General features: G+C 55.9%; 11 protein-coding genes. 6 read left to right on the top strand and 5 right to left on the bottom strand.

What is annotated here, in order from left to right:
- Nucleotides 1-41: 41 nt before the first annotated feature.
- From ADB02_RS10125 to yidC, 3 genes are all read left to right on the top strand, one after another.
- Nucleotides 42-1,799, top strand: a complete 1,758-nt coding sequence (locus ADB02_RS10125; protein ID WP_241482462.1) for an alkaline phosphatase D family protein — start codon at nucleotides 42-44, stop codon at nucleotides 1,797-1,799.
- Between the two features lie 348 nt (nucleotides 1,800-2,147).
- A complete protein-coding gene (locus ADB02_RS10120; protein ID WP_005510529.1) occupies nucleotides 2,148-2,501 on the top strand; it encodes a histone-like nucleoid-structuring protein Lsr2 in 354 nt (117 codons plus the stop codon).
- Nucleotides 2,502-2,697: 196 nt separating this feature from the next.
- Nucleotides 2,698-4,056: a membrane protein insertase YidC gene (gene yidC / locus ADB02_RS10115; RefSeq protein WP_016421685.1), complete on the top strand. Its 1,359-nt coding sequence runs from the start codon at nucleotides 2,698-2,700 to the stop codon at nucleotides 4,054-4,056.
- Nucleotides 4,057-4,108: 52 nt separating this feature from the next.
- Here the strand turns inward: yidC and ADB02_RS10110 are convergent, their stop codons facing one another.
- From ADB02_RS10110 to ADB02_RS10100, 3 genes are all read right to left on the bottom strand, one after another.
- Nucleotides 4,109-4,729: a TetR/AcrR family transcriptional regulator gene (locus ADB02_RS10110; RefSeq protein ID WP_016421686.1), complete on the bottom strand. Its 621-nt coding sequence runs from the start codon at nucleotides 4,727-4,729 to the stop codon at nucleotides 4,109-4,111.
- 387 nt (nucleotides 4,730-5,116) lie between these two features.
- Nucleotides 5,117-5,410, bottom strand: a complete 294-nt coding sequence (locus ADB02_RS10105; protein ID WP_049190915.1) for a GlsB/YeaQ/YmgE family stress response membrane protein — start codon at nucleotides 5,408-5,410, stop codon at nucleotides 5,117-5,119.
- Between the two features lie 345 nt (nucleotides 5,411-5,755).
- The gene (locus ADB02_RS10100; protein ID WP_016421688.1) at nucleotides 5,756-6,655 is read right to left on the bottom strand and encodes a universal stress protein; all 900 of its coding nucleotides are present in this window, start codon (nucleotides 6,653-6,655) and stop codon (nucleotides 5,756-5,758) included.
- A gap of 297 nt (nucleotides 6,656-6,952) precedes the next feature.
- Between ADB02_RS10100 and ADB02_RS10095 the strand changes: the two genes are divergently transcribed.
- Genes ADB02_RS10095 through ADB02_RS10085 form a run of 3 tightly spaced genes read left to right on the top strand, consistent with a single transcriptional unit; the run spans nucleotide 6,953 to nucleotide 11,442 of the window.
- Entirely contained in the window at nucleotides 6,953-7,984 is a 1,032-nt protein-coding gene (locus ADB02_RS10095; protein ID WP_049190911.1) for a pseudouridine synthase, read from the top strand.
- 17 nt (nucleotides 7,985-8,001) lie between these two features.
- Entirely contained in the window at nucleotides 8,002-8,796 is a 795-nt protein-coding gene (locus tag ADB02_RS10090) for an ABC transporter ATP-binding protein (RefSeq protein WP_172954627.1), read from the top strand.
- A gap of 21 nt (nucleotides 8,797-8,817) precedes the next feature.
- The gene (locus ADB02_RS10085) at nucleotides 8,818-11,442 is read left to right on the top strand and encodes an ABC transporter permease (RefSeq protein WP_049171715.1); all 2,625 of its coding nucleotides are present in this window, start codon (nucleotides 8,818-8,820) and stop codon (nucleotides 11,440-11,442) included.
- A 112-nt stretch (nucleotides 11,443-11,554) separates the two neighbouring features.
- Here ADB02_RS10085 and ADB02_RS10080 read toward each other — a convergent pair whose 3' ends face one another.
- Both ADB02_RS10080 and ADB02_RS10075 read right to left on the bottom strand, forming a co-directional pair.
- The gene (locus tag ADB02_RS10080) at nucleotides 11,555-11,998 is read right to left on the bottom strand and encodes a DUF2871 domain-containing protein (protein WP_016421692.1); all 444 of its coding nucleotides are present in this window, start codon (nucleotides 11,996-11,998) and stop codon (nucleotides 11,555-11,557) included.
- Between the two features lie 90 nt (nucleotides 11,999-12,088).
- On the bottom strand, nucleotides 12,089-12,844 hold the full coding sequence (locus tag ADB02_RS10075; protein ID WP_160310026.1) for an SDR family NAD(P)-dependent oxidoreductase: 756 nt from the start codon (nucleotides 12,842-12,844) through the stop codon (nucleotides 12,089-12,091).
- Nucleotides 12,845-13,044: the final 200 nt, after the last annotated feature.

The raw sequence follows: 13,044 nt of genomic DNA, 5'->3' as shown, positions 1-13,044 counted from the left end.
TCCGATGGCGCTACGGACTGAGAACTACTGTAATGAGGGCTATGCCATCTTCAGATAAATCTCAGACTGCAGCCTCGGATCTGAACGGCGCAGTCTCGAACAGCGACGCAACAGCCCAAAAGCCATTCACCCCTACTCGTCGTGCCGTACTGCGTGCCGGCGCTACCGGTGCTGCTGCTGGTGCCATCGGCCTGGCGACCGCTACTAGTGCGGGGGCCAATCCTGAGTCGCAGTCCTCAGCTAATGCTGGCGGTTCTGGTGGTTTTCAGGTCTTCCAACACGGTGTGGCCTCTGGCGATCCACTGCCGGACTCCGTTCTTATCTGGACTCGTGTGACATCGCACCCTGGCGACACCGCAGGTGCAAACCAGGGCCGCCCTGTTGCACTGAAGTGGGAAGTCGCTTCTGATGAGGGCTTCGGCAACATCGTTGCCTCTGGTGCCCTGAACACCGACCCGGATGCTGACAACACCGTCAAGATCGATGTCAAGGGTCTCTCCGCTAATTCCTACTACTTCTACCGCTTTACCGTCACCGCTGGTAATCACGCGGGCCAGGTTTCCCCGATTGGCCAGACTCGCACTGCGCCGCCGGTGAACTCCTCGCCAGATCACCTGGGCATCGCGCTGACCTCCTGCGCTAACTGGGAAAGTGGCTTCTTCTCCGCTTACCGCGATATGGCGGAAAATGACCGCATCGACATCATTATGTGTGTCGGTGACTACATCTACGAGTACGAGGCCGGTGGCTACTCCGGCAAGGGCCCGGTTCGTGACCACAAGCCGGCTCACGAGATTATTTCTCTCGCTGACTACCGCCTGCGCTACGCCACCTACCGCACCGATGCGGACCTGCAGGAAGCTCACCGCGCAAAGCCGTGGATTGTGACCTGGGATGACCACGAGGTCGCCAACGATGATTGGCACAGTGGCGCTGAGAACCACGACCCGGAGACCGAAGGCGACTACGTTGCCCGCCGCGACGCCGCTATCCAGGCTTACCTGGAGTGGCTGCCGGTTCGCGCTGTCCCCTTCTCCCAGGGCGGCAAGCTCTACCGCAGCTTCCGTTTCGGCGATCTCGCCGACCTGACCATGCTGGACCTGCGCACCTACCGTGACCAGCAGCTGAAGTTCATCCGCGCTGGCGAGACCGATGATGAGAGTCGCTCCATGCTCGGCTCTGAGCAGTTCAATTACCTGCTCGGCCAGTGGCGTTCCTCGAGCGCAAAGTGGCGTGTCGTGGGCAACTCCGTCATGTTCACTCCAGTGCTGGTTCCGCCGCTGGATCCGGAGGCCACTCACGCTGTCACTGAGCTGCTGAGCTTGCCTCAGGACGGCCTGCCGTACAACTTGGATCAGTGGGATGGCTACGCTGCTGAGCGTCGTAAGCTGATCGACATCATGGGTAAGGAGGGCTACGACAACGTTGTCTTCCTCACCGGCGATATTCACTCCTCCTGGAACTGCAACGTACCGAAGGTCCCGGGCCAGTACCCGAGTGCCGGTATTGCCGCCATTGAGATTGTCTGTACTTCCGTCAGCGCCCCGAACATCGATGACATTGTGAAGCTGCCTCAGGACAACCCGATTTCCTTGGCTGCTACCGCTGGACTCAAGGCTGCGAACCCGTACGTCAACTACCTCGAGTTCGACCGCCACGGCTACACCGCTGTCTACTTCGGCCGCGAGGACGTTACCTCTGAGTACCGCCTCGTCGAGGTCAAGGAGGAACCGAACCAGCCACTTTTCGTCGCCGCTACCTACCGAGGCAAGCCTGGTGAGGGCATGACCCAGGCTTAAGCGCCTTCTCATCCTTTCGCTTTCCGACGACCACTGAGAGCGCACCCCGCATTGCGCTCTCAGTAGCGTAGTTGCTGTTCACGACGGCCCTGCACAACATGCAGGGCCGTCTTTTTATCACCCCAAGTTCTTGTGCACAATTAATCGAATTATTAACAAACCATGTATTCGATATAAGTTGCACAATCTAACTCAATTATCGTCAATAGACATTAAATTTCTTTGCACTTATACTGTGGGGGAAAGAAAACAGGGCTTGATATTAATTTGAAATTTCACCGTATTGAAGTTTCACCGTAAGCCTTCTTCATTATTACAAGTTCAGCACCAAGCTTAGGCAGGGATTCTATGGCACGCCGCGAACTAATTCAGTACATCGACGACCTCGATGGGACTCCGCTTGATTCCACAGATCACCAAGTCGTTCGTTTCTCTTTCCGCGGTAAGAACTACATTCTCGACCTCTCTCAGGAAAATGCTGAGAAGTTCGAGCAGGTATTAGAACCGTATATTGCGAACGCTTCTATTGATCACAGCACGGTTGTAGCTCCGCGTAAGCGCTCTTCCGCTAATCCCAATGCCGCTGAGGCCCGTGATCGCAATCGCAAGATTCGCCAGTGGGCACGAGAGAATGGCATGGATGTTGCAGACCGCGGTGCGCTGCCAAAGCACATTATTGAAAAGTACGAGAGCGCTAACTAGTTCTCACCCAGGTTCGTTTGCCTTCCACTGGATGTCATCCAGCTTCACTATCTTAAAGACAGGGTCCCGCCACAGCGGGGCCCTGTTTTAAAGTTGGGGCAGGTGATTCGAGTCGCTAGGATAGCGGCTGGAATTGGCACACCGGCCTAATCCGGTTGTCTTACTTTTCTTATCCTTGACATGGAGGAGTCGGCCCGTGGTTATTTTGGAACCATTTGTTTGGCTGGTCTCGTTTGTCCTTAAGGCGTGGCACCTTTTACTGGCCTCAGTGTTTCACCTGCCATCTTCTCTGTCCTGGACGCTTTCTCTCTTCCTGCTGGTGTTTACGGTGCGTGGCGCTCTGGCGTTTCTCGCGTTCCAGCAATTTATCTCGGCGCGCAAGACGGCCAACCTACGGCCGCAGCTTTTTATACTCAAGGAGCGCTACCGCAGGAGCATCGAGCCGAACTCGCCACAATACGTAAACTTTGCCAGCAAGGAAATGCGCAAAGCCGAAGGTATTAAGACCTCCGTAATGCTGGCGCCCCTCTTCGTCCAGATTCCCGTGATTATGGGTCTTGTTCGCATGCTGAGGCACATGCTGCGGGCGTCTGAGGGGCCTGGACTGCCTGCGTCTCATAATGTCGGATTCATCTCTAAGGATGAGATTTCCGACTTTCTGAGCGCGACATTCTTGGGGCAGCCTCTACCCGCGTATCTGCGCATGGACCCGGAGCAACTACAAATCCTTGGGGGCAATCATGATTCGCTGTTAGCTTTCTGCATTATCGGCATCGTGGCAGCGGCCATTTTCACCGGTTTTAACTTGGTCATTTCCTACCGCCGGTTGCAGCGCACTCTCGACTATTCCAATAGCGTCAGTGTATTCCTCAGCAAATTCATGCGCGTAATGCTTATCTACGCACCGCTGATGATCCTCTTCGCGGGGTTCTTTGGCCCAACACCTGTGGCTCTAATTGTCTACTGGGTCACCAATAACTTCTGGACACTGACCCAAAATATTATTCTCACCCGCTATGTAGAAAAGACCTACCCACTCACGGACGATTTCCGAACTCTGCAAAACCACCAAAAGGGTGAATACGAATCGGAGCGGGAAGAAAAGAAGAAGTTAAAGCAGGCCAAGCGTCGCTTTTATATCAAATCCGCATTCGCTCCGTGGAAAATAAAGCAGTATAAGAGCGAATATGCCGCTATTGAGAAGGAATCGCGGGACCGTCGTAAAGCAAAGCAGGACGAAGAATATGCCCAGGCTTTGAAAATTGCGAAGGTTCGCTACATGGTGACCCAGATGAGGCCTGGCGCTCAGGACAATTTGCCGTCCCTGACGCAGGATATGAAGATTTCCTCGGGTATAGTTCCGCCGCTTCCCGGCCTGGCTAAAGTGCGGGCAGACATGAAACGACAAGCCGAGAAAGCACAAAAGGCGCAGAAGCGGCCGAAACCAATTCTGATTGCAAAGAACCTGGGAATGCTGCTCGGCCAGAATACGAAGAATATGGTTAAGAAAGCCACCGGCTCAAAGGAGTCGGACTGGAAACGCTTCCGGGATTAGCCCGTGAGCAAAAGGCGAGAACTAGGGCGCGTTAAAAAAGGGAATTAGGTATTTACGTGACCAAGTCACGGGCCAGGTCGCGCGCCATCTGCAGCGGGTTCAGATCCTTGGACATCTTGGCACCCGCGAGGCCGCCGTCGAGGTAGAGCAACAGCATATTTGCGTGAGCAGACGGCATACTAGATTCATTTTCAGTCAGCAGCGTGTGTAGCTGTTGCCAAACCCAGGAGCGGTGATCGGCTGCGGCCTGGCGGATGTCCTGCTCCGACTCCGTTTCCGGCCGCGGATATTCACTAGCCGCATTCTGGAAGTGTGAACCACGGAAGTCGATTGCCGGCTGCTCCGCAATACACTGATCGAAGAAAGCGAGAATCTTCTCCGCCGGGGTATCCAACGAGGCCACTCGCTGCTCCCAAGCCTCCCGCCATTTGGCATCGAGGTCTTGCAGATACGCGATGACCAGCTTGTCCTTGGATCCAAACAACGAGTACAGGCTGGCTTTGGCGACATCAGCTTCCCGCAGGATGCGGTCAATGCCGACAACGCGGATGCCTTCCGTTGTAAACAGAGCTGTCGCTGATGTCAGGAGGCGCTCCCGCGGACTGGGGCGGTTACGACGGCGAGAGGAAGCGCGGCCGCCTTTTGCGCCCTTGCCCGTTGTCGCTTCTGCCACGGCAGTACCTCTCGTCCTTCCAAAGTCACACCCCGTTATATCAGCTGCTTACTCGCAAATCTCGGCGTTCGCGTCATTGCTTTCGCAACACTGAGCAGGGCGTTTATAGTTTGTGATATTCCATTGTAGGCGCATCTGCGACTGTGATTTTGTAAAAGAACAAACTAGTCAGTCTTTCAGCCTCTAGTCCTACTTTAGCGTGCGATGATTACTGCCCCCAACAGATGTCGCGACAACCGCAGAACGCCAACTTCACGACAACCGCACAACAAAAAGGGCATCTCAATGTTAATGAGATGCCCCGCGCTCTAGCTCACTATCCAGTAGATAGCAGCGTTACGACGCTTTGTGCTGAGCTGTGCTGTTTTTCTTGGTTGTTTTCTTGGTTTACTTACGCTTCTGAATCATGCCGACAATCCACAGCAGAATCACAGCACCAATCAGACACGTGAGGAAGCTGAAGAACTTATTACCGCCGGCGACATCAACGCCGAACTGGGTGAGCAGCCAACCGCCCAAGAAACCACCGACGATACCGACGACGATATTCAGGACGACGCCCATCTGTTCATCGGTGTTCATGATCTTAGAGCCAATCCAGCCGGCAAGACCACCGATGATAATCCAACCAACGAAGCCCAGAGTAGGACTAAAGGAGGCAGCAAGAAGAATCTCGTTCATGATAGATATTCCTTTCCCGAAATCGTTCTGACTCAACTATAAGTCTTTCCAAAATATCTTGCACCTACTGCAAGCACTATCAGGCCATTTCGGCCACTGGGAAACTAGCGAGATAACAGTCGGATAACCATAGGAAAGCCCTTATAGAATCTGTACTTTCTGCATGAAAACGGGGTTTATGCAGACGAGAGGCCCCATTTATATAAACCGAAGCCGATCTCCGAGACATGTCGGAAACCGGCTAGGTTCTACTTATAAATATTCGGTAACGGTTTCTGTTCTCGGCGCTAAACGCACGTCCACGACCGGCACCGGCGTCTTTTTTCAGCCTCCTCGAAGGGCGCTTTAGGCGTCAGTCTCCGGGCGGACGACCATCATCGGGCAAGCAGCCGCCTGCAGGAGTGCACGCGAGGTGGAGCCGAGCAGCATGCCCTTGAAACCACCGCGGCCGTGGCTGCCGACGACCAGCAGCTGCGAGCCTTCCGAGGCATCAGCCAGAGCACGAACCGGGCGGTCGCGGGTAACGACCTTCTTGATGGCCACGTCCGGGTACTTCTTAGCGTACTTCTCCAGTCGGTGGCCGAGCAGAGCCTTCTGCTCCTCTTCCACAACCTGCCACTGGCTCTGAGCTGCAGAAAGACCGGCCAGAGAAGCCTGTACCTGCATGTCCATCCAGGTGTGAACTGCAATCAGCTCTGCACCACGGGCATCGGCCTCACGGAATGCGTACTCCGTTGCCTTTTCGGAAATATCGGAGCCATCGACGCCGACAACGACCGGGCCGTACTTGGTCTCATCGGTGACCAGGTTGTCCTCGCGGACAACAACAACCGGGCACGATGCGTGGGAAACAACAGCGGCGGAAACCGAACCCATGACCATGCCAGAGAGCCCACCCAGACCGCGAGAGCCCATAACCACCATGGTTGCCTGCTCAGACAGGTCGAGCAGCATGTCAATCGGGCTGCCCTCTTCAATCTGGTGGCTGACATCTACCGATGGTGCGAAGTCGAGGGCAATCTTCTTGGCCTCGTTAATCTTCTCCAGGGTTTCGGCCTCAAGATCGTCGTAAAGCTCCTGCGGCGGAACCATGCCCTCTGCGTAGAGGAACTGTGGCATGGAGTAGCTGCTGACCAGACGGAGTGGCTCACCGCGCTTCACTGCGGTGTTAGCGGCCCACTTGACGGCGGTCTTGGATGCCTCCGAGCCATCGACCGCGCACACAATGATGTTCTGCCTTGGCATTGATTGCCTCCTTATTATGCGATCCATAAAAATTGGCTCTCCGCGGCCCGACCGCAACGCAGCTACACCTATCGCACCTGCTTGGACGCCATTTTAATGGACAAGCTTTGCTATTTAGTCAACTCTTCCGAGCCAACCTTTTTATTACTTTCACCTCCACCCTACCCCCATTATGTTGCGACCGACAGGGCAGAATGTTGTCCACCTACGCCATTAGGGGCGATACCAACACCGCTCTGCCACAGCAGCTCCGCTTGCCCGCCAGATGAATCCGGGGCACCTGTTAAAGTCAGCCGTATGCGTCGCATGCCACTGCCCATTCGCAATGGGCTCAACCCATCCCGCATCGCCGCTCCCGGGCGTCGTGGCGATGCCCCCACCCGTGCGTGGGATCTGCTCGCAGGCGCTATCGCAGGTCAAACCTACCGCCACCCAGACGATGATGAAGCGGCTGTGGCCAAGCGTTTTGCAGATGGGCTCGTCGTTCGCGCCAACTCAGTGCCCTACAGTCCAGATGACATGGTGAAGCCCGGCGCGGAAATGTGGTTTTACCGCACCCCGGCACCGGAGCGCACAATCGCGGGGCCGATGCCGATTGTCTTTCAAGATGACAACCTTGTGGTCGTCGACAAGCCGTCGTTTTTGGCAACGATGCCGCGCGGCCGACACATTACGGAAACTGCTGTGGTTCGCCTGCGGCGGGAGCTGGGTAATCCGGAGTTGGTTCCCGCGCATCGCCTCGACAGGCTGACGTCGGGGTTGCTCATCTTTACCGCCCGGCGCGAGGTTCGCGGCGCCTACCAGGGGCTTTTCGCATCGGGGGAAGTCACTAAGCGCTACCACGCACTGACGTCGCCTACACCCATCGCTGGCGCGGCCAGCGAAGCCCTGCCCGAGACCCCACTGGAATTGCGCACACGACAGCACAAAATTGCTGGCCAGATGCAGGCTTATACTCTCGAGGGCGAGCCAAACGCCCACACCATCATCGAGCGCATTTCGCTTGTCGACGTGCCTTCGGACGCCGACGGCCTCGCTGCCGACAGTGGTCGCGTTGCGCTGTGGCAATTGAAGCCCATCACCGGACGCACTCATCAGCTGCGGCTGCACTTGAGTGAACTGGGCTTTCCCATCCTGGGTGACCAGTACTACCCGGAGATTCTGCCGCTGGAGGCCGAGAATACCTCGGAGCCCCTGCACCTGGTCTGTGTTGAAATGAGTTTCGCTGACCCCGTGACTGGGGAACAACGAACGTTCCATTCCCGTCGCAGCGTTTTCAATCCGCTTTCGCTGCCGGATATTAATTCGCCGTTGATCAAATCTAATTAGAAGAGAGCCCCTCCCCCATGTCTGCCAAGCATGCAAAACGCCCCACCAAATCATCCGCTGAGTCTTCTTTGAAGCATTCCGCCCCACCAGCGGCGGCCTACGCTGAGGGGCTCACCAAGAAGTACGGTGTCGGCAATGCCGCTGTTACTGCACTGGACCATGTCGATATCTCTTTTGCCGCTGGTGAGTTCACCGCGATCATGGGGCCGTCCGGGTCGGGTAAGTCGACATTGATGCACTGCATGGCCGGCTTGGACTCCGCGACGTCGGGAAGCGCGTACATCGGCACGACGGAACTGTCGAAGCTGTCGGACAAGGAGATTACGGCGCTGCGGCGTGACCGCCTGGGCTTTGTGTTCCAGTCCTTCAACTTGGTGCCGACGTTGACAGCGGCGGAGAACATCACCCTGCCTATCAATATCGCTGGTCGTAAGGTGGATAAGCAGTGGTTCGAGGAAATCACCACGCGCCTCGGGCTTAAAGAACGGCTTACGCACCGCCCCTCGGAACTGTCCGGTGGCCAGCAGCAGCGTGTCGCCTGTGCGCGTGCCATTGTCAGCCGGCCGGAGATCATCTTTGGAGATGAGCCGACGGGCAACTTGGACTCGAACTCATCCCGTGAGGTGTTGACGATTCTCCGCGATGCGGTTGATGACATCGGCCAGACCGTTGTCATTGTGACGCATGATGCCACCGCCGCGTCCTACGCAGACCGTGTTGTGTTCCTCGCGGATGGCCGCGTGGTTGACGAGCTTCGCAACCCCACGCCCGCCGATATTTTGGCGCGCATGGCAGATATTGAGAATCTTTAGGAAGGCAGGTCATCTCTCCCCATGGCATCATCGTCTTCCACGCTAAGCCGCGTCGCCTGGCGTAATATCACCTCGCACAAGTTGCGCCTCGTGCTCACAATTATTTCGGTCGTGCTGGGCACAGCCTTCATCACCGGCGCATTTGTGTTCACATCATCGCTGGACAAGGCCTTTAAGGGCGCAATGAGTACCGCTTATGACGGTGTCGACGTGGTGGTGACGGCCCCAGCTGACAATCCCGGTGCTCTCACCGAAGAAACCGCGCAGGAAATCGAAAGCTTCCCCGGGGTCCGAGCCCTCAACATTGGCGATCCCAACAACAGCATTACGGCCACAGGAGCCGACGGCAAGCCGATTCAAACCAATGGTTCGCCATCGATGGGTCTTCCCTACTATCCAGCGGCCGAAGCGGTGGGCAACAAGGTCACGGTTACCGAGGGGCACGCGCCGGAAACACCAGGTGAGGTGGTCGTCAACTCCACCACCGCCGAACTCGGCAACCTCCACGTCGGCACTGAAATCAAAGTGGCCACCCGCCTCGATCGGGCGACGGTGAAGGTTGTCGGCATCGCTGATACCTCCATCGACGAAACCGGCTACCTCGCGGTCTTTTTCACCCAGAATCAGTGGCGCAAGCTCTACGGCGCGGACAGCCATATGGACATGTTCACCCTCGCCGCCGATTCCACCACTGACGCTGCCACGCTTACCCGTGATGTCGCAGAAGCATTCCCCGAGCTCAAGGTAGAGGCAGGCTCTAAGCTCGCCGAGGAGGCCTCCGAACGTGTCTCCTCTGCCTTAAGCTTTGTCAACTACTTCCTCATCGCTTTCGGGCTCATCGGGCTGCTTGTGGGCATCTTCATCATCTCCAATACTTTCACCATGCTGGTCACTCAGCGCATGAAGGAGTTCGCTCTCCTCCGCGCCCTCGGTGCTTCACGACGACAGCTCACTGCGTCCGTCCTCTTGGAGGCATTCATTGTTGGCCTCATCGGTTCCGCACTAGGTGTCATCACGGGATTTGGGCTGAGCCAGGGGCTATTCATGCTTCTCGATGCCATGAGTATCTCCATGCCCGGCGATGGCCTGACATTCGAACCGGTGGCAGTCATCGTTCCTCTCCTTGTCGGCGTGGCCATCACCATGATCGCCGCCTGGACGCCGGCCGCCCGCGCTGGCGCGGTCCCTCCTGTAGAAGCCATGCGCTCTGGGGATCAAACAACCAGCAATAGCCTCAGTGCTAGGACGTGGACCGGTACTGTGCTGGCGTCCGCCGCGATCGCAATCATTGCCTGGGCATTGCAGTGGAACGACGCAGAAACCAAGATTCGTGCCATCTTCGTTGGTGTCGGTGCAGTGATGGCCGTAGCCTCCGTCTGGCTTGTCGGCCCCGCGCTGTCCATGCCTCTGATCGGAGGACTGGGGCGCGTCGTAGGTGCGCCTTTTGGAACCGTCGGCAAGCTTGCGGCGACGAACTCCCACCGCAATCCGCGCAGAACGGGAACCACATCGTTTGCACTGACGCTCGGGCTTGCGCTGGTGACTGTGATTGGCATGTTCGGTGTGTCCATGAAGGAGGCGGTCAATGAGTGGTCAGAGACCAATCTGACGGCTGACTTCGTGCTCTCGCCACCTCTGACCGCGCATTCGGCCCTGCCACTTGGGGTCGAGGATGCGGTGAAGGATATCGATGGTGTCGACGACACCGCAACCTTGTCGATTGGCGCGCTACTGGTAATCCCACCTGAGGAAGCCGCCACGATGATAGCTTCCGACGGCGAACAAACTGAAGTCGGACCGGAATCTAGTAATGCGTCGGTTTTCAACTCCAACGTCGGCAAATGGTACGGCACTCGCGCCATCCAGGGCTCCCTGGATCTGGCCAAGCCGGATGCGGGAATTGTCATCAGCGAATCAACAGCGAAAAAGAATAGTTGGAACGTTGGCACTGAACTCGCAGTTGTTTCCAAAGGCGGCATAACACGGCTCCCCGTCACCGGCATTTTTGCTGACACAAGTGATCCCGGCCAGTCGATTATGGTCTCCGACGAAGCCGCCCATAAATATGTCAAAAGCAGCCACCTGTTGCCTTTCCAGACCTACGTCGATATTTCTGATTCCATCGCGGCAGACAGCGGCTCCATGGATGAAATGAAGCAAAAGCTTAGCGACGCAGTTGCGGACTACCTCGTAGTACAGGTGATGACTGCTAAGGAGTTTGCGGGTCTGGCTAATGCCTCTATCGATGTCATGCTGGGAATCGTCTACGCTCTGCTGGCCCTGGCGGTCATCATTTCGATTCTGGGAATTATCAATACTGTCGCACTCTCAGTTGTCGAGCGCCGCCAGGAGATTGGCATGCTTCGGGCCGTCGGCCTGCAACGCTCGGGGATTCGCCGGATGATTCGCCTGGAATCTGTGGAAATCTCCATTTTCGGCGCGGTTGTAGGTATTGTCCTCGGCTTGTTCCTCGGCTGGTCACTTCTGACCGTGCTGAAGGATGAGGGCCTGAATACTATCGCGGTACCGTGGCTGCAGATCGTTCTCATGCTGCTTGGGTCTGCGCTTGTGGGCATTATTGCTGCTCTCGGCCCTGGTCAGAAAGCCGCGAAGACACCGCCCCTGGCCGCTATCGCAGACGAATAGTCGCCGTTATATGAAAGCGCCCCGTGCAGATATTGTTTCTGCACGGGGTTTCTATTTCGCCTTATCGCCTACGCCGAATCAGCAATCCAGCTCACGCATTTCCACTGGAAATTCACACGGCCGCGTTGGCCTTGCGAACCTCGCGTTCACGATTCTTCAGCGCCTTATTGAGAAGCATAAAGAACCACACAAAGCCGACCGTCAGGATAATGTGGCCGAGTCCTGCAATTCCCGAGTACATCGCACCCCAGGCCTCCGGGCCTGAAACAACGTGCACGATACCGTTAGCCACCATCATGCCAATCGTCCAAACAATGCCGACATTCTGAACGATGAACCAGCGATCAAAGCCCTTGACAGCTGAAATATTGAATTGACCATCCAATGCCAGCGCAACCAAGAAAAAGATTGTGCCAAGAACAAGGAAATGCGTGTGCAGCGTATTGAGCTGCGTTTTATCCCCGAAATCCATCGCACGGGTAAATTCACGATAGAAAACGCCAGAAAACAGACCAAGACCGAGATACACCGAAGCAGCTGTGAATAACTTACGCATACTTCGTAGCCTACTCAGATAACGCTGGCTTCTAAACGGACCAAACCCAGGGGGTTAAACGAAAGTTTGATTCCGCGAATCTAGACGGCCTCAAACTAACCGCGCGAATCGAGCCACCACACGTTTCGGCACAGTTTTGGATAGGGCCATCACCAGGCCATATAGGCCGGGCGCTACCTCCGCCCGACCCCTCTCCGCTCCACGTAACGTGCGCTCCACTAGATAACTGAGATTCTGCTCCGGCATGAGACGCAACTTCACCGACTTCGCCTGCTTCACGACGTCCCGTAGCGCCTTGGTCTTAACCTTTCCCGGGTAGCAAATAGTTACAGTTACACCATTAGGTTTCAATTCCTCTCCAAGGCAGATACCCCAGTGCCGAATAAACGCTTTCGATGCTGTGTACACCGCCAGCCCTGGAGTTGGTGCTACAGCTGAGATCGATGAAACGAAAATGATGTGGCCGTTCTTTTCGAATAAATCGTTTAGCGAGTAAACCGCTGCGACCGTACCGCGAATATTCGTCTGTATCATTTGATCAGCCTGCGAAAAATCCTGGGTTTTAACATCGCCATAATTCGCATACGCGGCATTGAGGATTAAATAAACTATCGTCGCGTGATGGCGGTCAACATGATTCCGGAGTTTATCGCCAAAATCATCATCGGACTGATCTAGACAAAGATATCGAAGACGAGGACCTTGCCTCTGCGAGAACTCAGCGTCTTCACCGGAAGAATCATCGTTGTAGCTACGAGAAACACACCAAATTTCATCTAGGTCTGGACGTAGCTGCCCAAGTCTATCGGCAAAGACGGCGCCTATGCCCCGAGATGCTCCAGTCACGATTCCCACTCGCATGAATTCCAAGATACAGCCGACTGAGTCGAGCAATTAAAACGGCGCCGACGTAGCGCGCCGCATAGGAATAAGCATACGAACAGCAAAATGCAGCACTAAAACGCTAGTTAATTCTGTTTACCCGTAGGTACAAAAGTGGGCCGCAGCACCCAACCCCACACGGGAACTGGCTACCACGACCCACA

The sequence above is a fragment of the Corynebacterium sp. 212_CJEI genome (genome assembly GCF_001055915.1).
Taxonomy (GTDB): domain Bacteria; phylum Actinomycetota; class Actinomycetes; order Mycobacteriales; family Mycobacteriaceae; genus Corynebacterium; species Corynebacterium jeikeium_D.
This window is presented reverse-complemented; position numbering and strand designations above follow the sequence as displayed.